At 65.3% G+C, this 21184-nt stretch carries 21 protein-coding genes; 9 read left to right on the top strand and 12 right to left on the bottom strand.

Annotated elements, in window-relative coordinates; translation table 11 throughout:
• The first annotated feature begins 36 nt into the window (after nt 1-36).
• Together ACE3TJ_RS04860 and ACE3TJ_RS04865 are read left to right on the top strand one after the other, a co-directional pair.
• Nucleotides 37-285 (top strand): acyl carrier protein, encoded by a 249-nt coding sequence (locus ACE3TJ_RS04860; protein ID WP_374594410.1) that lies wholly within the window; start codon nt 37-39, stop codon nt 283-285.
• An 8-nt stretch (nt 286-293) separates the two neighbouring features.
• Nucleotides 294-1502, top strand: a complete 1209-nt coding sequence (locus ACE3TJ_RS04865; protein ID WP_374594412.1) for an aminotransferase class I/II-fold pyridoxal phosphate-dependent enzyme — start codon at nt 294-296, stop codon at nt 1500-1502.
• A gap of 1 nt (nt 1503) precedes the next feature.
• On the opposite strand, the gene ACE3TJ_RS04870 is transcribed toward ACE3TJ_RS04865, so the two are convergent.
• From ACE3TJ_RS04870 to ACE3TJ_RS04880, 3 genes are read right to left on the bottom strand one after another with little or no spacing between them, the layout of a single operon-like run.
• On the bottom strand, nt 1504-2421 hold the full coding sequence (locus ACE3TJ_RS04870; protein WP_374594414.1) for a hypothetical protein: 918 nt from the start codon (nt 2419-2421) through the stop codon (nt 1504-1506).
• Entirely contained in the window at nt 2418-3389 is a 972-nt protein-coding gene (locus ACE3TJ_RS04875) for a diacylglycerol kinase family protein (protein WP_374594416.1), read from the bottom strand. The genes ACE3TJ_RS04870 and ACE3TJ_RS04875 overlap by 4 nt, the downstream gene beginning before the upstream one ends.
• Before the next feature lies 1 nt (nt 3390).
• Entirely contained in the window at nt 3391-3936 is a 546-nt protein-coding gene (locus ACE3TJ_RS04880; RefSeq protein WP_374594418.1) for a DUF2141 domain-containing protein, read from the bottom strand.
• Nucleotides 3937-4056: 120 nt separating this feature from the next.
• Here ACE3TJ_RS04880 and ACE3TJ_RS04885 point away from each other — a divergent pair, with 120 nt between their 5' ends.
• The 6 genes from ACE3TJ_RS04885 (at nt 4057) to ACE3TJ_RS04910 (ending at nt 11089) form a co-directional block, all read left to right on the top strand.
• On the top strand, nt 4057-5280 hold the full coding sequence (locus tag ACE3TJ_RS04885) for an LptF/LptG family permease (protein ID WP_374594420.1): 1224 nt from the start codon (nt 4057-4059) through the stop codon (nt 5278-5280).
• Nucleotides 5277-6380: an LPS export ABC transporter permease LptG gene (gene lptG, locus ACE3TJ_RS04890; RefSeq protein WP_374594422.1), complete on the top strand. Its 1104-nt coding sequence runs from the start codon at nt 5277-5279 to the stop codon at nt 6378-6380. The genes ACE3TJ_RS04885 and lptG overlap by 4 nt, the downstream gene beginning before the upstream one ends.
• Nucleotides 6381-6427: 47 nt before the next feature.
• Nucleotides 6428-7915: a lipopolysaccharide biosynthesis protein gene (locus ACE3TJ_RS04895; RefSeq protein ID WP_374594424.1), complete on the top strand. Its 1488-nt coding sequence runs from the start codon at nt 6428-6430 to the stop codon at nt 7913-7915.
• Nucleotides 7916-7927: 12 nt separating this feature from the next.
• Nucleotides 7928-9049: a hypothetical protein gene (locus tag ACE3TJ_RS04900; protein ID WP_374594426.1), complete on the top strand. Its 1122-nt coding sequence runs from the start codon at nt 7928-7930 to the stop codon at nt 9047-9049.
• Nucleotides 9050-9161: 112 nt separating this feature from the next.
• Nucleotides 9162-9935: a sterol desaturase family protein gene (locus tag ACE3TJ_RS04905; protein WP_374594428.1), complete on the top strand. Its 774-nt coding sequence runs from the start codon at nt 9162-9164 to the stop codon at nt 9933-9935.
• 8 nt (nt 9936-9943) lie between these two features.
• Nucleotides 9944-11089: an N-acetyltransferase gene (locus ACE3TJ_RS04910; protein ID WP_374594430.1), complete on the top strand. Its 1146-nt coding sequence runs from the start codon at nt 9944-9946 to the stop codon at nt 11087-11089.
• Here ACE3TJ_RS04910 and xth read toward each other — a convergent pair.
• The 9 genes from xth to ACE3TJ_RS04955 all read right to left on the bottom strand — a co-directional run bounded on the left by xth (nt 11086) and on the right by ACE3TJ_RS04955 (nt 19350).
• Nucleotides 11086-11856, bottom strand: coding sequence for an exodeoxyribonuclease III (gene xth / locus ACE3TJ_RS04915; RefSeq protein WP_374594432.1), 771 nt, complete (start codon nt 11854-11856; stop codon nt 11086-11088). The two genes, ACE3TJ_RS04910 and xth, sit on opposite strands and share 4 nt — an antisense overlap.
• A 31-nt stretch (nt 11857-11887) precedes the next feature.
• Complete coding sequence (gene erpA, locus ACE3TJ_RS04920; RefSeq protein ID WP_374599315.1) at nt 11888-12217, bottom strand: iron-sulfur cluster insertion protein ErpA; 330 nt, start codon at nt 12215-12217, stop codon at nt 11888-11890.
• 63 nt (nt 12218-12280) lie between these two features.
• Complete coding sequence (locus tag ACE3TJ_RS04925; RefSeq protein WP_374594434.1) at nt 12281-13423, bottom strand: M23 family metallopeptidase; 1143 nt, start codon at nt 13421-13423, stop codon at nt 12281-12283.
• Nucleotides 13424-13532: 109 nt separating this feature from the next.
• The gene (locus ACE3TJ_RS04930) at nt 13533-14330 is read right to left on the bottom strand and encodes a ferritin-like domain-containing protein (protein ID WP_374594436.1); all 798 of its coding nucleotides are present in this window, start codon (nt 14328-14330) and stop codon (nt 13533-13535) included.
• Entirely contained in the window at nt 14323-14784 is a 462-nt protein-coding gene (locus ACE3TJ_RS04935; protein ID WP_374599316.1) for a peroxiredoxin, read from the bottom strand. Before ACE3TJ_RS04935 ends, ACE3TJ_RS04930 begins: the two co-directional genes overlap by 8 nt.
• A complete protein-coding gene (locus ACE3TJ_RS04940) occupies nt 14784-17561 on the bottom strand; it encodes a bifunctional [glutamine synthetase] adenylyltransferase/[glutamine synthetase]-adenylyl-L-tyrosine phosphorylase (protein WP_374594439.1) in 2778 nt (925 codons plus the stop codon). Before ACE3TJ_RS04940 ends, ACE3TJ_RS04935 begins: the two co-directional genes overlap by 1 nt.
• Before the next feature lie 14 nt (nt 17562-17575).
• The gene (locus tag ACE3TJ_RS04945; protein WP_374594441.1) at nt 17576-18322 is read right to left on the bottom strand and encodes a NepR family anti-sigma factor; all 747 of its coding nucleotides are present in this window, start codon (nt 18320-18322) and stop codon (nt 17576-17578) included.
• Between the two features lie 23 nt (nt 18323-18345).
• A complete protein-coding gene (locus ACE3TJ_RS04950; RefSeq protein ID WP_374594443.1) occupies nt 18346-18486 on the bottom strand; it encodes a hypothetical protein in 141 nt (46 codons plus the stop codon).
• A gap of 69 nt (nt 18487-18555) precedes the next feature.
• Nucleotides 18556-19350, bottom strand: a complete 795-nt coding sequence (locus ACE3TJ_RS04955) for a response regulator (protein WP_374594445.1) — start codon at nt 19348-19350, stop codon at nt 18556-18558.
• 129 nt (nt 19351-19479) lie between these two features.
• Between ACE3TJ_RS04955 and ACE3TJ_RS04960 the strand changes: the two genes are divergently transcribed.
• The gene (locus tag ACE3TJ_RS04960) at nt 19480-21153 is read left to right on the top strand and encodes a sensor histidine kinase (RefSeq protein WP_374594447.1); all 1674 of its coding nucleotides are present in this window, start codon (nt 19480-19482) and stop codon (nt 21151-21153) included.
• The last annotated feature ends 31 nt before the right edge of the window (nt 21154-21184 follow it).

Below are 21184 nucleotides of genomic sequence, written 5' to 3' on the forward strand. Positions count from 1 at the left end.
TGGCATCGAACCGCAACGACATTTCAGGACACACGCATGGCGCACACCCGCGACACCATCCTTCCGAAGCTGATGGAACTGATCGAGCCGCTGAACCGCAAGGCGATCACGCTGGCCGAGAATACGAGCTTTTCGAGTGACCTCGAGCTGGACTCGCTGACCGTGATGGATCTCGTCGCCAACATCGAGGATGAGTACGACATCATCCTGCCGATGAACCTGCTCCCCGAGCTGGAAACGATCGGTCAGCTCGCCGACGCCGTCACCAAGATCGTGAACGGCTGAGGCGGACGATGGGCGACCTTTTCGACAAATTCGATCCCGTCATCGCCGAGAAGGCGGCGCTGCTGGCGACGGGCGTGAACGACCCGTTCAACCTCGTGATGGAGAAGGTCCACTCGCCGACCGAAGCGACGGTGAACGGGCGCGAGACGATCCTCGTCGGCACATACAACTACATGGGCATGACCTTCGACCCCGACGTGATCGCGGCGGGCAAGGAGGCACTCGACCAATACGGTGCGGGGACGACCGGCAGCCGGGTGCTGAACGGAACATATCAGGGCCACCGCGAGGTCGAGGAGGCGCTGAAGGATTTCTACGGCACCAGCCACGCCATGGTGTTTTCAACGGGTTACCAGGCGAACCTCGGCCTGATGGCGACGATGGCGGCGCGCGGGGAATACATCATCCTCGATGCCGACAGCCACGCCTCGATCTATGACGGCTGCGCGATGGGCAACGCGGACATCGTGCGCTTCCGCCACAACAGCGTGGAAGACCTTGACAAGCGTCTCGGTCGGTTGCCGGCGGAGGCGGGCAAGCTTGTCGTTCTTGAAGGCGTCTATTCGATGCTGGGCGACATCGCGCCGCTGAAAGAGATGGTCGCGGTCGCCAAGAAACATGGCGCAATGGTCGTGGTCGATGAAGCGCACGGCATGGGCTTCTTCGGCCCGAACGGACGCGGCGTCTATGAGGCCGCAGGCGTCGAGGCGGACGTCGACTTCGTCGTCGGCACCTTCTCGAAATCGGTGGGCACGGTCGGCGGCTTCGTCGTCTCCAACCACCCGAAGTTCGAGGTGCTGCGCCTCGTCTGCCGGCCTTACGTGTTCACCGCCTCGCTGCCGCCGAGCGTCGTTGCCACGGCGGCGACCTCGATCCGCAAGCTGAAGCACGCGCACAACAAGCGCCAGCATCTGTGGGAAAACAGCCGCAAGCTGCATTCCGGCCTCAAGGCCAAAGGCTTCAAGATCGCGACCGAGACCGCGGAAAGCGCGATCATCGCGGTGCTGATGCCGGGCCAGGAAGCGTGCGCCCGCATGTGGAGCGCGCTCATCGAGCTTGGCGTCTACGTCAACATGGCGCGCCCGCCCGCGACACCGGCCGGCATGTTCCTGCTGCGCTGCTCGCTTTGCGCCGAACACCGCGCGGAGCAGGTCGACATCATCATCGACCGTTTCGTGAAGGCCGCTGAAATCGCCGGGATTCCGCTCGAAGCCTGAGCTAGCGCACCGCGCCCTTGCGGATCAGCTTCGGCAGCAACACCAGCCCGGCAAGGATCGGGAAGCGCCGGTGCCACGGCTTCACGACGATACCCGCGCCCGCGTGGCGGTTCACCTTCCACGCGATGTAATCGACGCCGCCCTTGAAGGTGAAACTCGCCTTCGCCAGCCGCAGCACGGAGAGCACCTTGCCCCGGCGGCGTAGCTTGGCCCAGACGCGCTCGCCCGCGTGGCGATCAGCGTCGGCGCGGAAATGGACGACACCGCCGCGCACTTCCGCCGCGAGATCGCTGTCCGCGATGGCGGGCGCTGTGAACGCAGTGTAGCGCGCGGGATCGGTTTCGAAGATCGACTGGCCGCGCCCCGCACGCTCCGACCTGAGTTCGGAAGCGTAGGTGAGTGCGAAAGCGCCGGTCCACAGCGCCTCGACACTGAGATCATCGTCGAGCATCGGCCGCGCGGTCTTGAGCAGCGTCGGCGCTGCCGTCGCGACCGCGCGGATCACGCGGGCGCGGGCCGCATCGCCGCGCACCCACACGAGCCGCGAGGGCTGCGCGAAGCGCGCCCACACCGAAACGTTGTCGCAATCGGGCGAGCAGGCGTGCGCGAAGTCTTCAACCGTCATCACCGCGAACTTGGCGCGCAGCCCTTCGTGCTCCGCATAATAGACATTCGGCGGGATCAGGCGGTTGGCCGTCGCCATCCAGCGGCGCGTGTAGGCGCGTTCGTAGGAATCGACGAGCAGATAGAAATCGAGCAGCGAATCGCCGAGATCTTCGCTTCTGAGGCACGAGCCGTAGAACAGCACCGCCTGCGCGGCGCCGCCGCAGCGCCCGGCGATCGCTTTGGCGAAATCGGCGACTTCGGGAGCGGCGGGCGTTTCCAGCTCGGCCGCAACGAGCGGCACGAGCGCCGTCATGCTGCGAGGCTGAGGAAGGACACCGGCGCGGTGGGCGTCAGCACGATCGAACGCCCCTCGCCCGCTTCGTAAAGCTCGCCATCAAGGATCACGCTGGCGCGCTTGCCCTCGATACGGATTTCGTCGCCGCGCCGGAGGTGTAGCCCACTGAAGCGCGCGCTGCCAAGCCGCCCGGCGAGCGCGGACACCAGCGCCTTCAGCACCGTCGTGCGACGCTGCTCGATTGCCATCAGCTTCAGGGGACCGGCGCGGTCGCTGAACGGCGTGGCGAAATTGAGCAGCAAACGCTCGAGCGTCGTGACCATCAGCACGAGGAAACTGCCTTCGACCGGCACGCCATCGCGCTGCAGCGAGACACGCATCGGGCTTGGCCGCACCGGATTCCATCGCGCACCCGCGCCGACGAGCACGCTCGCGATGACCACGATCGTGGCGATCAGGTGGCTGACCCAGTTCGGCAGGCCGAGCGGGTAGATCTTGTTGCGGCAGAACAGGATCGCCTCGGCAAGGCCCGCGCCGCCAAGGAACATGCCGAACACCGGGCGCGCCGCGATACCGTCGCTGAGCGCGATGAGCTGCCGCGCGACGACATGCGGATCAACGCCCGTCTCGACGATCTTGAGGATGTTCCCCAGCGCCTCGACCGGATTGGCACCCGCGCCGAGATCGAGCGCGATGAGGTTGGTCTTGCCGTTCGGCAGCACCGCAAGCGGCGGAACCGCGCCCTTGAAGTGATGGCCGTTGTAGATTTCGGTGAGCGCCGCCTGCACGGTGCCGTCGCCGCCGTTAATGACGAGCACGGCAGGCTTCACGCGCGCGATCATGGCAAGCGCGTCGGGCACTTCGGAGATATCCCCCACTTCGTAGTGGAAGATGTTCGGATGCTGCGCCACGAACTCCCGAATGCGCGGCAACGCGGCCTTGTTGCCGGTCGAGCGCGGATTGGAAAGGAGTGCGACGCAGGCCATGTCAGTCGCGCCTTGCCACAAGGGGCTTCACGGTGAGCAGCCCCTGCCTGTAGTTCAGGATCACATCGACAACCGTGACGCCATCGCGCGCGACGAACATCGCGTCTTCATAATCGGGCTTCGACAGGCCGAGCTTCGGATTGCCCGAAAAGCCGACGCCATCCTTCGAAACCGAGAGCTTGCCGTTCATGTCGCGATCGTGAAGCACGGCCATCGAGAACTCGCCGAAGCGCGGCAGCACCATGCAGATATTCATGTCGCCGGACGCTGTCGTCGGGATTTCGATGCGCTTCAGCTTCTTGCCGGAAGCGAGAAATTCGTCGGGATTGTCGCTGTAGAGCTGAACCCGGAGATTGCCGCCGCGGTCCTTGAAGCCATAAATGCGCACAAGCGCGGCCGGGCCGCGCGCACCGGGCGCGCAGGCAGCAGCTTCGGGGCCGATGATCGTCTGGGCGGCGGCGGGCGCTGAAAACGCGCCGAGAACCACCGTCGTCGCGATCAGCGAACGGACAAGCCCCCGGAAAGACGCATTGGAACGCTTCAGCACCATGAACCTCCTCGACCTTCCCCCTTCTCGAATCACCAAATAGTTGATGCATCGCTGCTCTCCCGTGGTATCGGGTCCGCTTGCGGCCAAAATTTGACCAAGGATCGACAAAACCAAGAGATGCTGGCCCGGTTCGACAGGTACATGGCGCGGCTGATCGCGGTGCCGCTGTTCGCGACACTGATGATCGCGGCCATGCTGCTATTGCTGGAGAAGATGCTGAAATTGTTCGACTTCGTGGTGAACGAAGGCGGGCCCGCATCGGTCGTCTGGCGTATGCTCGGCAACCTTATTCCGCAGTATCTTGGGCTTGGAATCCCCGTTGGCCTTCTTCTTGGCATATTGCTCGCTTTCCGGAATCTGGCGCTTTCGAGCGAACTCGATGCGCTGCGCGCCGTGGGAATCAGCTACATGCGGATGCTGCGCGTACCCTACATGTATGCGCTGCTGCTCGGTCTCCTGACGCTGCTCATCGTCGGTTTCATCCAACCGATCAGCCGCTATGCCTATGAAGGCCTGGAGTTCGAGCTGCGCTCTGGCGCGCTCGGCGCCACCATCGATGTGGGCGAGTTCGTGCAGGTGGCGCGCAATACCACGCTCCGCGTCGAGGAAAGCCGCAATCATGGCCGCGACCTGCGCGGCATCTTCGTCAGCGGCCAGAGCGCCGACGGCAAGACCGTTTCCGTCACCGCCGCGCGGGGTACGTTCCTCGCCACCGATGACCCGGACGTGATCCTGCTGCGGCTCACCGACGGCACGCTCGTGCACGACGCGCCCGGCTACAAGCAGCCGCGCGTGCTCACCTTCCGTATGCACGACCTGCCGATCGACCTGCCGCAAATCGAGCTGTTCCGCATTCGCGGCGCCGAAGCCGACGACAACGAGCTGACGCTGCCCGAGCTCTACCGTGTCGGCTATCTCGGCCAGGGCACCACGACCGAGGAGAACCGGCACGCCGTGCGCGCGAACCTGCACCGGCGGCTGGTGCAGGTGTTCGCGGTGATGGTGATCCCGCTGCTCGCGGTGGCGCTCGCGGTGCCGCCGAAGCGATCAACCTCTGCGGTCGGCGTGTTCGCCGCGCTCACCATCCTCATCGTCTACAACGAGATTTCAGAGGCCGCCGAGCGATCCGGCGCGGCAGGGAAAGCCGATATCGTGCTCAGCCAGTGGGGCAGTTTCATCGCGTTCAGCCTGCTCTGCGCGTGGTTCTTCCATGTGCTCGCGAACGTACCGGGCGGCCAGCCGATCGCGATGATCGAACGTGGCGCGGGCATCGTCACCAAGTGGATCGTCAGCCTGTGGCGCCTGATCCGCCGCCGCTTCGGAAAAGCGCAGACCGCATGAGCAGCGCGCTCTCGCTCTGGCCCTCGCCGACCATCGCGACCTACACGGCGCGCCTGTTCATGATGCGCACGCTTGCGTTCGCGATCGGCCTCGTCGCCATATTGCAGACGCTCGACCTGCTCACCGAATCGAACAAGATCCTGGCCATCGACGGCAACGGCAACGCCGAGCTGCTGCGCTACGTGCAGCTTCGCATTCCGCAGCTGATCTCGCAGTTTCTGCCCTTTTCCGTGCTGCTCGGCGCGCTGGTGACGATGGCGACGCTGAGCCAGAACAGCGAAGTGACGATCTTCCGCGCCGCCGGGCTTTCCGCGCACCAGATCCTCTACCCGATGATGGCCGCGGCGCTCGGCGTTTCGCTGTTTCACTTCGCGTTCAACGAGATGGTGCTGGTGCGGACGAATGCCGAACTCATCGCGTGGGAGAAGGCCGAATACCGGCGCGATGCGGAAATCGACACGAATCCGCTCACCGACGTGTGGGTGCGCGAGGGGCGCGAGATCATCCATGCCGACAGCGTGACCGGAAACGGCGCGGCGACGGTGCTGCACGGCGTGCGCGTCGACCGCCGCGACGGCAGCCGCCTGCGCCAGATCATCAACGCGCAAAGCGGTCGCCCGGACGGCAACGCCTGGCTGCTGAACGACGTCCGCATCTTCACGGTGCGCACCGGCGCGCTCTCCCGCGTACCGGAAATCCGGCTCGGCACGGGTATCGAGCCCGACCGCTTCACGATGCGCGCGCCCGATCCGGACCGGACGAACATCGCCGATCTCTGGAAGCAGACACGGCTTCTGGAATCGGTGGGGCGCGGCACGGATTCGCTGCGCGTCGCGCTCTATCACAAGGTTTCGCTGCCGCTTTCGGCCGTGCTGATGCCGTTGCTCGGCGCGGTGACGGCGTTCGGCCTTGCCCGATCGGGCAAGCTCTTCGCGCGCGCCGTCGTCGGCATGGCGCTCGGCTTTGCGTATTTCGTCGCCGACAATTTCATGGTGGCGATGGGCGAGTTCGGCTCCGTACCGCCGTGGGCGGCGGGCTGGGCGCCGTTCCTTCTGTTCTTCCTCGTCGGCGAAGCCGTGTTGTTCAGGACTGAAGAATGACAGGCGTCGATGCTTCGGGGCCAAAGGGAATCAGCAAAAAAACAGTCGTGAAAAGTGCGGGCGTCGTGGCAATGGCCCGGCTCGGCGCACTGATCGAAGCGGTTGCGCAGCCGGCGTACATATGGATGTTCGGCCTCGCCACTTACGGCATCTACATGGCGCTGTGGGCGGCAGTGAACATGGTGTCGAACATCGCGGACCTTGCGATGACCAGCGCAATGCAGCGCGCCATTCCACAGGCCCGAAGCGAAGAACGTGCGCACAGCGCCCTCAAGACCGCGCTCGTACTCGGCATGGTGCCGAGCATCGTCATCGCGCTCATCGTCAGCCTCTTCACGGCACCCGTCGCCGCGATGTTCAACGCCGCTCCGAAGGACAGGGCATCGCTTGAACTGGCTGTCGCCATATTTGCCTGGGCACTGCCGCTGTGGACCTTCGTCGAACTTGCAACCTCGGCGTCACGGGCGCGCAAGGCCTTCGGACCGGAAGTCCGCCTCAGAATCTTCTGGGAGCAGATCGTTCGCCTGCTGATGGCAGGTGTCGCATGGCTTGCAGGGTGGATGACGATGGGCCTGATCGTGGCCCATCTCGCGTCGCTCGCCATCACCGCCGCGCTCGGCTGGCGGCTGCTTAGCCGCTACTATGACGTGCGCCTGCTGATCCGCGCCCCGTTCGACGCGGAGGTCCTGCGCGATCTCCTCGGCACCGGGATCGGCATTCTGCCGGCCAATATCGCGGCGCGTGCCTTTTCGGACTTACCTCCGCTCGCCCTCAACATGATGCTGCCGGGTGCGGCGGGTGCCAGTGCGGCGGGTCTCTTCGGTATCGCACGGAAGATCGCGTCGATCCCGCTCATCGTGCGACACAGCCTGCACTACGTCATTCAGCCGCTGGCCGCCGAACAGGCGATGCACGACAAGCAGCGGATCAACCCCGTCTACGGCTTCGCCTCGCGCCTTTCGATGATTCTGCTGCTGCCGATGTCTCTCCTTCTGGCGCTTCTGGCGGAGCCGATCCTGCTGCTTTTCCCGCGCGAGGCGGCTGCCGCAGCGCCTCTCGTGGTGGTGCTGACGCTTGCGCGCGGCATCAATTCGATTGCGGGGCCGGCAAACGGTATCCTGCAAATGATCCGGCCCCGATACCTGCCTACGGCGAACGCTGCACTCGGCATTGCAGTGTGGGTTCTCGTCACGTGGCGGCTTCCCACCGACAATGTCGCACTTGCCATGGCCTGGGGGGTGGCTTGCGGCGTCTTCGTGATGGAGTGGCTGGCGCTCGCCGAGCTTTGGCACACCGACCGCATCCATCCGTTCGGAACCCCGTTCGGGCGTGGTCTCGCGATCCTCGGGGGTGCTTCCCTGCTCATCTGGGCGGCGCTGGGCAGCCACAGGCCTTTCCCCTTGTGGCTCGACATCGCCTTGCCTATCGCTTCGGCAGTGCTTTTGGTCTGGCTAGGCCTCCGCTTCGCTCTCACGGCGCGGGAGCGGCAAAGCCTTGGCCCGATCGGGAAGCGACTGGGGTTATCGGGGGCCTAGACAGAATATCGCATGAGCCGCAAACGTGTCGCGTTCCTGTTCGTCGGCGGCGCCCATCAGGTGCTCCACAGCGCATCCGTCGCAGCGGAACTGGGGTGCAACCCGCGCTTCGACGTGACCTGCTTCGTTGCCCAAGCCGATGAACGAGAGATGCTGCAACAGGTCGCGCGGGCGTGGCCGGAGTCCAGTCTTACCATCGCCGATCTCTCCGTGCCTTTGTGGTCCTCGCTCATCGGACGGCTGTGGCCGAAGTTCCGCGCCCTGAAACTTCCGCGCCTGTTGGCGAACCGGAAGCGCTTTTCCACCTTCGACGCCCTCGTCCTCACCGAGCGGACCTCGACGATCCTGAAGATGCTGCCCGGCTGCCCTCCGCTGATCCACATCCCGCACGGCGCCGGAGACCGGGCGCGCGGTTTCGAACCGAGGCTGCGGCGGTTCGACCTCGTAATCGTCTCCGGCGAAAAGGACGCGCACCGGATGACGTCGGAAGGGCTTGTCGAGACGTCGCGTATAGCGGTTTCCGGGTCGACGAAGCTCGATGCGCTCGATCGGCTCAGCGTGGGTCGCCCCCGCCTGTTCGGCAATGACAGGCCCGTGGTGCTCTACAATCCCCATTTCGAAGCCGCCCTCAGCTCATGGCCGCGCTGGGGCAAGCAGATCATCGACGCCTTCGCGGCGCAATCGGATTTCAACCTGATTGTCGCGCCGCATATCCGCCTCTTCGAAGGCGCCTCTGCGGCCCAGCGTGAAGCCTTCGAGGCGTGTGCCGTACAGGATCGTATCATCGTCGATGCCGGTTCGGTCCGCTCGTGCGACATGACTTACACCAACGCCGCCGACATCTACCTCGGCGATGTCAGCAGCCAGGTTTACGAGTTCCTCGCCCGTCCGCGACCTTGCGTGTTCCTCGACAGCACAGGGGCGGACTGGAAGGACAACCCGAACTATGCCTTCTGGCATTTCGGCGAGGTTATAACGGACGTATCCGAGGTTCTGCCCGCCACCCACCGCGCACCTGCCGCGCATCCGGCCTTCCTCGAAACGCAGGAGGCGGCGGTCTCCGCCGCCGTCGGCGGAGAGTGGCGCGGCGCATCGCAAAGGGCGGCGGCAGCGATCGCGAACTTTCTCGGGTAAGTCGGTCGCGGCGCGCTGGCAACGATCACAATACTGTCCTAAATATGCCGCATTGCCGCGAAATAGAGGCATCCTGGATGCGGCTGGACCGCACGATTTGCAGGATCAGAATATGCAGCTTCTGAAGGGCTATCGGCTTGGGATGTGGAGCAAGAGCCACAACCTGTCGAAGATGACGTTCCGCGAACTCGTCGTCGCCTATTTCCAGTATTACGCGATTCAGGCGTATCTGCTGCTGACGGTGGCATCGCTCTATGTGGCGTGGGCCCACCCGACGACGCTTCTGCGCGGCGCGGCGGCAGCGGCGATTGCCATCGCGGCCTATCCGCTGGCGTGGTTCCTGCTGCACCGCTACGTGCTCCACAGCCGCTGGATGTTCAAATCGCCGCTGACGGCGCGGACTTGGAAGCGCATCCACTACGATCACCACCAGGATCCGAACCACCTCGAGGTGCTGTTCGGCGCGCTCTACACGACGCTGCCAACCATCGCGATCGTCACCATCCCCGTCGGTTACGCGATCGGCGGCATCGGCGGCGCGGCGTGGGGTTTCGGCGCGGGACTGCTCACCACCTGCTTCTATGAGTTCTGCCACTGCATCCAGCATCTCTCCTACAAGCCGCGCTCGCCGTGGCTCGTGGAAATGAAGACGCGCCACATGGAACACCACTTCCATGATGAAGACGGCAACTTCGGCATCACCAACTTCGTGTGGGACAAGCTGTTCGGCACCTACTACCAGCGCGGCGAGCGCCCGGAGAAGAGCGAGACGGTGTTCAACCTCGGCTACACGACCGAGGCTGCCGAGAAATGGCCATGGGTCGCGAAAATGTCCGGCGGCGTCGCCGAAGGGCATCCGCGCCAGCGCATGAAAAAAGCGGCCTAATTCTCGACATGGGGGGCAGCATCGACATCCGGCCGGTCGTGAGCACGGCCGACCGCAAGACGTTCATCGACCTGCTGTGGACACTCTACGCGAACGACCCCAACTGGGTGCCGCCGCTGAAATCAGAAGTTGCCGGGCTTATCGGCGGTGCAAAGAGCAATCCGTGGTTCGAGCACGCCGAAGCCGCGTTCTGGCTCGCCTACAAGGACGGTAAGCCGGTCGGGCGCATATCCGCGCAGGTCGACCAGCTCGTTCTCCAGCACATGGGCGCGGGCACCGGGCAATTCGGCATGTTCGAGTGCATCGACGATGCCGATGTCGCGAACGCGCTTCTGGACACGGCGGAAGCCTGGCTGAAAGCAAAGGGCATGACACGGTCGCTTGGACCGATCAGCCTGTCGATCTGGGACGAGCCCGGCCTCCTCGTCAGTGGCTTCGAACTGCCACCAACAGTGATGATGGGGCACCACCTGCCCTATTACGAAGCGCTGATCGAAGGCCGCGGCTACGCCGGCGTGAAGGATCTGCACACCTACGAACTGCCGATCGCGACCGGCTTCCCGCCTGCGTTCAATCGGATCGTTGCAGCCGCCGAGAAATCCAGCCGCATCCGTATGCGCAATGTCGACAAGTCGCGTTTCGATGCCGAGGCCGCGCTGATTCTCGACATCCTGAACGATGCCTGGTCCGACAACTGGGGCTTCATCCCGCTTACCCCTTCGGAAGTGGCGTATGTCGGCAAGAAGCTGAAGCCGATCGTCTTCGAAGACCTGATTCGCATCTGCGAGGTGGACGGCGAACCGGTGGCCTTCATGATCACGCTACCGGACGTCAACGAGATGACCGCCGATCTCGACGGCAAGCTGCTACCGTTCGGCTGGGCGAAGCTGCTGTGGCGTCTGCGCGCGCCGAAGGTGCGCCGGATGCGCGTGCCGCTGATGGGCGTGCGCAAATCGATGCAGGGCAGCCGCCTCGCCAGCTTCATGGCGCTGATGATGGTGGAGCACATCCGCCGCGCCGCCGTGAGCGTCTACGGCGCGACGCAGGGCGAACTGGGCTGGGTGCTGGACGACAACGGCCCGATGAAATCGATCGCCGAGATCATCGAATCGAAGATCACCAAGACGTACCGGGTCTACGAAAAGGCTCTCTAAGCGATCTCAATCCAGACCGGGGCGTGATCGGAAGCCTTCTCGGCGCCGCGCGCATCGCGGTCCACGGTCGCGTTCGACAGCCGGTCCGCGACGCGCGGGCAGAGCAGGAAGTGGTCGATCCTGAGCCCCGCGTTTCGCGGCCAGCAACCCGCCTGATAGTCCCAGAACGTATAGAGATGATCGTCCGCCGGATGCACGGCGCGCAGCGCCTCCGTCCAGCCCTGATGCACGATCCGGCGTAGCGCGGCGCGGGATTCCGGCTGCACGAGCGCGTCGTTCGCCATCACCTGCATACTGAACACGTCGCGGTCTTCTGGCGCCACATTGTAGTCCCCGGCAAGCACGGTGGGCGTTTCGGATGCAAGCAGAAACGCCGCGCGCGCTTCGAGCCGTTTCATCCACGCGAGCTTGTAATCGAACTTCGGCCCCGGCTGCGGATTGCCGTTCGGCAGATAGATGGACGCGATGCGAACACCGTTCACATCGGCTTCGAGGTAGCGCGCCTGCTCATCCGCTTCGTCACCGGGAAGCCCGCGCTGCACTTCCGTCGCCGGTTCGCGGCTGAGGATGGCGACACCGTTGAAGCTTTTCTGGCCGTGGACGAGGACGTGATAGCCGAGCGCCTCGATGTCCGCGGCCGGGAAGCGCTCGTCGACGCACTTCACCTCCTGCAGGCAGGCGACGTCCGGCTTTCGGCTTTCGAGCCATTCGAGAAGGCGCGGCAGGCGCGCGGCGATTCCGTTGACGTTGAAGGTGGCGATGCGCATGGCGCAGGGCTAACGCGCTGCGGACGTGCGGTCAAACCGAGAAGGACGTGCCGCAGCCGCAGCCCGACGCTGCGTTCGGGTTGCGCACCTGAAAGGACGCGCCGCCGAGGCTTTCGACGAAATCGACTTCCGAGCCTTCCAGAAGATCGAGGCTGACCGGATCGACAACGAGCTTCACGCCCGAAGTTTCGGTGGTGAGGTCATCCGCCGCGATCGCGGTTTCGAGGCCGAAGCGATACTGGAACCCCGCGCAGCCGCCGCCTTCCACGGAAAGCCGCAGGATCGCGGGCACGCCGCCCTGCCGGGTGGCGATGGCGGCAACGCGCGCCGCGGCGGCTTCGGTGAGATGAAGTGCGCTCATGCAGCAGAGATAGGGGTTTGCGGTGAGCGGTTCAATGACGCGCACCGCAGATGTCAGGAACGATCAGTTTCCGGTCGGCTCCACAGGACCGCCGACCGCGATCGTACCGGCGCTCTGCTGCGCGGCGAGCACGCGGTCGCCGGCTTCGAGGAACGGCATCGGGTTCACCTGGCGGCCATCGATCAGCACCTCGTAGTGGAGGTGGCTGCCCGTGGAACGACCCGTGGAGCCCATGCCGCCAATCTGCTCGCCGCGGGCGATGCGATCGCCCTTCTTCACGTCGATGCGCGACATGTGGCCATAGCGCGTGACGATGCCGGCGCCGTGGTCGATCTCGACATATTTGCCGTAACCACCCGGATGATAGCGCGCGTCGACAACAACGCCGTCCGCCGCCGCATGGATCGGCTCGCCGACCGGGCCTGCGAGATCGACGCCCTTGTGCATCGCGGTGTCGCCCGTGAACGGGTCGTAACGAACGCCGTAGCCCGAGGTGTAGGTGTAGGCCTTCACCGGCTTCAGCGAGGGAATCGCGCTCATGCCCTTTTCGAGCAGATCAAGCTTCTGCCAGCTGACGAACAACGCCTTGAACTGCGGCTCGGCGCCCGCGAGCGGCGAATCCGCCTTCTCTTCAGGGCCTCCCATGCCGAACGTCGACTGTTTTAGAAAACGCGCAGGCTGAAGGCCGAGACGGCGAATGAGCGCGCTCGATTTCTCGAAGCGGGCCTCGGCAGCCGTGCGGGCGTGATCAGCAAGCGCAAGCTGTGCGCGGTCAAGCTCGGCGAGCGGCTTCAGGACCGCGGACGCACCCGCAGCGGCAGGCGCCGCAAGCGCGGGCATCAACGCCCCGAGCTGCGACGGGTCCGCTTTGCCGGAAACGAGCTGGGCAAGGAATTGCTGGCGCTGTTCGACGCGCGCCGTCGTCTTGGCGACACCCTGGCGCAGCGCGGCGAGTTCGGCGCGCATCGCGGTGACTTCATTCTCCGCCGACGCTTCGACCGTGCTGCTGCCGATCATCGCGCTCGTCGCCACCGCCGTGTAGGTGAGCAGCGCGGCAAGGCCGGTGAGGCCGATGACCTGCGCACGCGTCGTCAGGCGGTAGACCTGCATACCGACATCGCGCTTGTAATGAAGGAATTCGCGCTCGGGCAGCCGCTTTGCGACCTTGTCCCGGAGCCCGGATGCGACCGTGTTTATATCCAGCACCAAATAAGACCCCCGCACTGCGCAAACGCGATATTCGCGCAATTGATTCGTCTAACTCGTGTTTTGGACCCCATGCCCTCCGAGCCCGGAGCGTTAAGTGACAAGCGGCCTAAGCGCTTGCAAGTGAATCATAAAATGCCGGCGTCAGACCGGCCTCGATTCGCGCCGAGTCGTTGAAGGGGCGTTTCAACGCACCTTTGAATCGGGAACCTACAAGCGCCTGGAACGTTTGGGCCGGTTCGATTCGCAGCTCGTCGCACAGGTGACGGAACCAGCGATTCCCCACCGAAACATGAACAATTTCATCGTGGTAGATCAGGTTCAGAATGTCGGCACCAAGGTCGTCTCCCGCTGCACGCAGGCGGGATTCGGTCGCTGGCGTCACATCGAGCCCGCGCGCTTCGAGCACCTGCGGGACCACGGCGAGCCGAGCGAGCAGGTCGTCGGCGGTCGCCATCGCGGCCTCCCACAGGCCGTCGTGGGCGGGGAGATCGCCATAGGCCGCACCGAGGTCGGAGAGCCGATCGGCGAGCAATCCGAAATGCCGCGCCTCATCGTCCGCCACCGCCACCCAGTCGTCGGTGAAGGCGCGCGGCATCGCTCCGCCGAAGCGGCCCGCGGCGTCCCACGCGAGATCGATGGCGTTGAACTCGATGTGCGCGAGCGCGTGGAGCAGCGCGATCCGGCTGCGCTCAGACCCCGCCCGGCCCCGCTTCGGCATCCGCGAGGGCGGCAGCAGTTCGGGGCGCGGCGGACGCGCAGGGCGATCCGGCATCGGCACGTCGTAAACGGCGGCGAGTTCGCCCGCACGCCAGCGCGCCGCATGGTGCCGCGAGAGCCGGGCCTTTTCTGCCGGGTCGGCCGTCAGCAGAACGGCCGCGGCCGCCGCGCCAATCGTGTCAGCCAAGCGTCTGCGCCGCCTTCAGCACGGCTTCGGCATGGCCGGGCACCTTCACGTTGTGCCAAACCTCGGCGATTTTGCCGTCGCGGCCGATGAGGAAGGTGGCGCGCTCGATGCCCATGTATTTGCGGCCGTAGAGCGTCTTTTCGACCCAGACGCCGTAAGCCTCGATGGTCTTCGCATCGGGATCCGAGCCGAGCTTCACGCCGAGCTCGTGCTTCGCGCGGAACTTCCCGTGCTTCGCGACCGTGTCCTTCGAAACGCCGAGCACGACGGTATCCGCCTTTGCGAACGCCGGGAGGAGCCCGGTGAAGTCAATGGCCTCTCGCGTACAGCCGGACGTGTCATCCTTGGGATAGAAATAGAGCACGAGCTTCTTGCCCGCGAAATCCTTCAGAGAGAGCGGCCCCTCCTCGCTGTCGAGCGTGAAGGCGGGGGCTTTCGAACCGGGCTTCGTCATCATCGTGCCTTTCGTTTGACCGCGAACACCGCCTCCCAGGCGGCAAGGACGGCCCTTTTGGCCTCCTCCAGCGCGGCTTTCAATGCGTCGAAATCGGCCAGGCCTGTCGCCGCTGCCATCATCGCCTTTGCCGCAACCGGCTGTTTCGGCGGATCCTCGCCCTCGATCAGCCGGAGTACGACGAGAAGCCGCGTCATCAGATCGTGGGCGCCGAGCACATCTTCGGGCAGCGCCCCCGCCTTCACGAAATGCGCCGTCGCCGCGCCGAGATCGGGATCGAAGCCCTCGCGGCGCGAAAGCTGAAGGAAATGCACCATGAATTCGAGATCGATGAGCCCGCCCGGGGCGTGCTTCACATCCCACAGGCCGCCGTCGCGGTGGGCCTTCACCATGTCGCCGCGCATCTCCAGCACCTCGGCCTTGAAGCGCTCGGGATCGCGGGGTTTCATCAGCGCGGCGGCGATGCCCGCCGAGACGGCCTCTCGGTCCTCCTCCACGCCGTAAACGACGCGCGCGCGGGTGAGCGCCATGTGCTCCCAGCTCCAGGCTTCCTCAAGCTGGTAGCGCGCGAACGTGTCGATGTTGACCGCGAGCAGCCCCTGCTGGCCGGAGGGGCGGAGGCGCGTGTCCACCTCGAACAGCGGCCCCGCCGCCGTGCTGACGGTGAGCGCGCCCGTGAGGCGCTGGCCGAGCCGGTTGAACCATGTCGTCGCTGGCAGTGCCTTCGCGCCGTCCGACATCGCCTCGTGGTGGCCGCTGAACAGGAATACGAGATCGAGATCGGATTTTTCGGTGAGAATGGCGCCGCCGTAGCGGCCGAAGCCCAGCACCAGCAGGCGCCCGCCGGAGACGCGCCCGTGCGTTTCGGCGAACTCGGCCTGCACCGCGTCGGCGAGCACGGCGATCGCGGCGTCGGCAAGCTTGGCGTGATCGCGCCCAACGCGGATCGGGTCCGCGCCACCCTCGATGATCTGCACGCCGAGCTGGAAGCGGCGCTCCGCCACAAAGCGGCGCACCTCGTCGAGCTTCAGTTCGAGCGCGTCGTGGCGGCGCAGGCGCGCGCGCAGCATATCGGTGAGGTCTTCCGTACACGGCAGCGGCGCGAACGCCTCGTTCGACAACATGATGTCGACGATCTCCGGCCGCCGCGCGAGCTTGCCCGCGAGCACCGGGGCCAGTTCCAGCACGCGCGCGAGCAGAAGCGCGACGCGGGGGTTTGCCTCGATGAGCGCGAAGAACTGGATCGACGAGGGCAGCGCGCCGAGGAAATCGTCGAAGCGCAGCAGCGCCTCGCGGCCCGTTCCCGCTTCCGCGAAGGCTTTGACGAGACCGGGGAGTGCGCTTTCAAGCTCGCGCTGGGCCGCATCGCTGCGCAGCGCGCGATAGCTGCGGTCGCGCCAGCGGGCGATGAGGTCGGCAAGGTCGGCGTGCGGGCCGATCCCGGCTTTCTTGAGCGCGGCCTTGAGCTGCGCAGGCTGGCGCGGCAACCGGTCCACCTCCGCCTCGGCGATGAGCGCGTCGTAGATGCGGCCGACGGCGGTCGCGTGGCGCTTGATCTCGCGCTCCATCGCCGCCCAGTCGCGGTAGCCCGCAAGTGCCGCCAGATCCTTGCGTTCGGGCGCGCGCGTCGGGATCTGGTGCGTCTGCGCGTCTTCCAGCATCTGGAGGCGATGTTCCGCAGTACGCAGGGCACGGTAGGCGTTGGCGAGCGTTTCGGCCTCATCGGGCTTGATGCGCTCCGCCGCGACCAGCGCCGCGAGCGCGTCCAGCGTCGCGGGCTGGCGCAGCGTCCAATCGCGCCCGCCAAAGATCAGCTGGTGGATCTGCGCGAAGAACTCGACCTCGCGGATGCCCCCGCGCCCGCGCTTCAGGCAATAGCCGGGGCCGACCTCCTGCCGCTCGTCGTAATGATCACGGATCATCAACGACATGTCCTGAATGTCGCGCACCGCCGTGTAGTCGAGCGAGCGGCGCCAGACGAACGGTTCGATTGCGGCGAGGAAATCGTCGCCCATCTTCACGTCGCCACCCACGGCGCGCGCGCGGATGAACGCCGCGCGCTCCCACGCCAGCGCTTCGGACTGGTAATAGGTCTCAGCCCCCCGGATCGGCATGGCGATCGGCGTCACCTCGGAAGCCGGACGCAGACGGAGATCGACGCGAAACACGTAGCCACCCGAATCGCGCGTCTGCATCAGCTCGACCATGCGGCGGGCGATGCGGACGGCAGTATTGTCCGGGTCGTCACCCTCGCGCACGACGAGCCGATCGCGGTCGTAGAGCAGGATCAGGTCGACATCGCTCGAATAGTTGAGCTCGCGGCTGCCGAGCTTGCCGAGCGCGATGGCGGTAAAGCCATCCGGCTCCGCGCCGGGAATGCGCTCGTCTACGGCGATGCGGATCGCGCGGTCGATGGCGCGGTCAGCAAGGTCCGAAAGCGCCGCTGTTACCTTTTCGAGCGGCCAGCGGCCGGAAATGTCGGCGAGCGCGATGGCAATAGCCGCGATCCGCTTCGCCTCGCGCATCGCGGCACCATCTGCATCCGGGGCGGCGAGCAGTGCCAGCGCCGTTTCCATCAGCGGTTCGGGGCCTTCCGCAAGGTAACGCAGGAGGACTTCGTCCTCGCGGCGCATCAGCGAGCGCAGGTACGGAGAGTGCGCCCATGCGCGGGCACAGGCGTCCACGTCCTCAGGCACATCCTCAGGCGTGCCGGTAACGCCGGCTTCGGCAAGGATACGTTGAAGTTCGGCCGGCAGCGCTGGCGTCGTCTCCGCCAAGGAGAACCCTTTCGTTATTCGCGCGCCAGCTGATCCACCTGTCCCATGATCTCGTCAAGCGCGGTCGTGCCCGATGCGGTCGAACCGCGCCGCGAGGGCAGCTTCCCTTCCGCGATGACCAGCTCGAGCGCAGCGCGGCCTCGCGCGACGCGGCTCTTGATGGTGCCGACCGCACAATCGCATATGGTCGCCGCCTCCTCATAGGCAAAGCCGCCCGCGCCGACGAGGATCAGCGCCTCGCGCTGCGCCGACGGCAGTTCGAGGAGCGCGCGCTGCAGATCGGCAAGCTCGATCTGCTTGTCCTGCCCGGCAGGGGCGGAGAGCAGGCGATCGGCGACGAGTTCGTCCCATTCCCCCTTGAAGCGCGAGCGCCGCATCTGGCTGAGGAAGAGGTTGCGAAGGATGATGAAGGTCCAAGCGCGAATGTTCGTCCCTGCCTGAAAGCGATCTCGTGCCGCCCACGCCTTCAGCAGCGTTTCCTGCACGAGGTCGTCCGCCATGTCGCGATTGCCCGAAAGCGAACGCCCAAAGGCGCGCAGCTGCGGGATGATCGCCGAAAGCTCGTCTTTGAACGCCTTGTCGGAAAGCTGGCCCTTCTTCGGCTCTTCGGGGCTCGATTCGAGCCTCGCGAGCAGGTCGAGAAACGCCTGCGGCAGGGGCTGCGTCGCCGCATCGGCATAGGCCGAGCGCAGGAAGCCCCCGATCACGTCCGGACTCACGGGACTGGTGCCGTCCTGACGGCCGATCCTTTGTTCGATCATAAATTTCCCCTCGGACTCTGGCTTCAGCGCGACCAGAAAAACAGCAGCGCCGCGAAGATCACAACGACCATCGTGACCGAAAACAGCAGGATGTAGCGGACGATATGAGGGGTTTCCCCTGCCCTCGCCTGGTTCGTCCTCAGTGTTTCGTGGTCCTGTTCCATGGCCGTTGGCTCCTGGTTGTGAAGGCTATGCCCCTGCCCGCCCACGCACAAGGCGGCGAAGGCGGACCGTCATCGCATCGCCGCGGTGCTGTTGAAGAAAAGCGCCTGCGCAATCGCCGCCGAGACGGTCGAACGCTGGAACGGCTTTGTGATGAGGAAGGTCGGCTCCGGACGCTCGCCGGTGAGCAAGCGTTCCGGAAAGGCCGTGATGAAGATCACGGGCACCGAGAAGCGGCCAAGGATATCCTTCACCGCATCGATGCCGGAGCTGTCGTCGGCAAGCTGGATGTCCGCGAGCACGAGCCCCGGCTCGGCGTCGATCGCCAGCGCCACCGCCTCATCGCGCGTTACCGCGATGCCGGTCACGTCGTGGCCGAGATCGCGCACGATGCTGTCGAGGTCCATGCCGATGATCGGCTCGTCCTCGATGATCAGTACCCGCGTGCGCGTCTGCCGACTGATTTCGTCCATCGCTTCCTTGACGAGGCCCGAGACACTGTCCGGGTCCAGATCGATGAGATAGCCGACGTCTTCGTGCGAAAATCCCTCCATCGCGGTCAGCAGCAGCGCCTGCCGTGACAGCGGCGTGATCGCCGCGAGACGTTCGTGGGCGGCGCGTTCGAAATCGGATGCCGCCGGTTCCTCCGAATCCACATCGATGTTCGAAGACGCCCAAATGGCGTGGAAGACGCGGTAGAGCGCCAGCCGTTCATCCACATCGCTCGGGAAATCCTGCGGCGCGCTAACGATCGCTTCCAGTGCCGCGCGCACATAGGTGTCTCCGTCACGCTGAGTTCCCGTCAGCGCCCGCGCATATCGGCGGAGCAACGGAAGATGCGGCGCGAGCTTCGCTGCCAATGTCATGTGTTCGTCTGCCTCCTCGAAACCCGGACCACCCCCGAATGGTGGCCGCCCCACGCGAAAGTGGCGGCAAGCATTGGAACGGTCGAGGCTTTCTTTTGTTTCGCCCCATATCTAAGTTCGTTGAGGACAATGGCTGAAAAACCAGAAATCCACGGTTCGCGCCAAGATTCAGGCCAAAGTTCGGGCCAGAGTTCACGCGCGCGGCGCTCGCTGTCGTTTCAGCTTGCGGTCGCGCTTACGCTGGCTCTGCTGCCGATCGGCATTCTCGCCGCCGTGTTGGCTGCCGACGGCATCCGCAGCGCGCGCGAGGCTGAACTGGTGCGCGCCGAAAACCAGTTCCGCGCCACTGCCCGCGTCGTCGACGATCTGCTCAGCGTCGATTTCCTTGTCCTGCGTGCACTGCTTCGCAACGAGAGCGGCCTTCACGAGGGCCGAACGTGCAACGCAGAGGCGGCAAACGCGCTCGACGATGCGGAAACCTTCGATGCGATCGTCTGGGCCGACGGTCTTGGCCGACCGATCTGCGAAAGCCGCGGCGGCATCAAACCATCCGCTGCCGAGCTCACCCGCCTTGCAGCGGAGAGCGAGCGCGAACACCTGATCTGGCCGGGAGGCGATCACGTGTTCTTCGCGGTGCGCGAGGAACCGGAAACCGGAAAGCCCGGGCTTGTCGTTGCAACGGCATCGGTTTCGCGCCTGAAAGCGCGCCTGCGCGAGATCGCGGCGATGGAAGGCGCGGCCACCGTATGGCTGGGCGACAAGCCCATCCTCGGCAATCCGCCGGATGACGCCGCGGCGCCCGGCGGACTCCTTACCGTGCGGCGCCTCGCGGAGTCCGGCGGGCGCGATCAGGTGGTCGCGGCGGGACCGCTTTCGATCGCGCCGTTCGCGCTCACCACGGTCGTTCCCGCAACCCGTCTTGCGGTTGCAGACGTGTTGGCGATCGCAGCGCCTTCGCTGATGTGGATCGCCGCGCTGCTCATCGGCTGGATGGTCGTGCGGCGCTTCGTCGTGCGCCCGCTGCAAAACATGGCAAGCGGCGTACGCGCATATGGTGCGGGAGATAATCTTGTGCGCCTTTCCGGGCGCGCCGGGCGAACAGACGAGATGCAGGCCTTCGCCGAAACCTTCGACACGATGGCTCAGGACATGGCGGAGGCGCGGCATGAGGTGGATGCCGCGCTCAGCGAACAGCGCCGTCTGACGCGCGAAGTCCATCACCGCGTGAAGAATAACCTGCAGATCATCGCCAGCCTGATCAGCATCCAGGCGCGCGAGGCAGACGGTGCCGATGTCGCGCGGGCTTATGCCAGCATCCAGATGCGCGTCGGCGCGCTGTCGATCGTGCACCGCTGGCTCTATGAGGAAAGCGAAGCGCAGGGTGTCGATTTCACGGCGCTCACCCACGACCTCTGCGCCAGCCTCCAGCAGATCATTCCGAGCGCGAAGCTCGTTGAGCCCCGTATCAACACGCACCTCGAGCGCCTGCACATCAGCCAGGACGCCGCCGTGCCGCTCGCGTTCCTCATCACCGAGGTGATCGCGTTCGCCGCCCGTCTTGCCGCGGCGGAGGGCCGTGAAAAGATGGTGATCGACATTCATGTCCGCCGCACCGAAACCGGCGGCGAATTGCAAATCTGCTCGGATGCGTTCGGAGAGGACGATCCGCTGGCACCGACAGAGACACGTGCCGCCGCGCGCATCGTGAACGGCATGGTCCGCCAGCTCCGCGGGCACCTCAACTTCGATGCCGACGTACCCTGCTATACCGTAGGCTTCCCCCTCAAACCGCGGGTGGGATAAATTTCTTTCAGGCGATGGAACCATGCCGGTG

The organism is Sphingosinicella sp. (assembly GCF_041916975.1).
Lineage (GTDB): Bacteria > Pseudomonadota > Alphaproteobacteria > Sphingomonadales > Sphingomonadaceae > Sphingosinicella.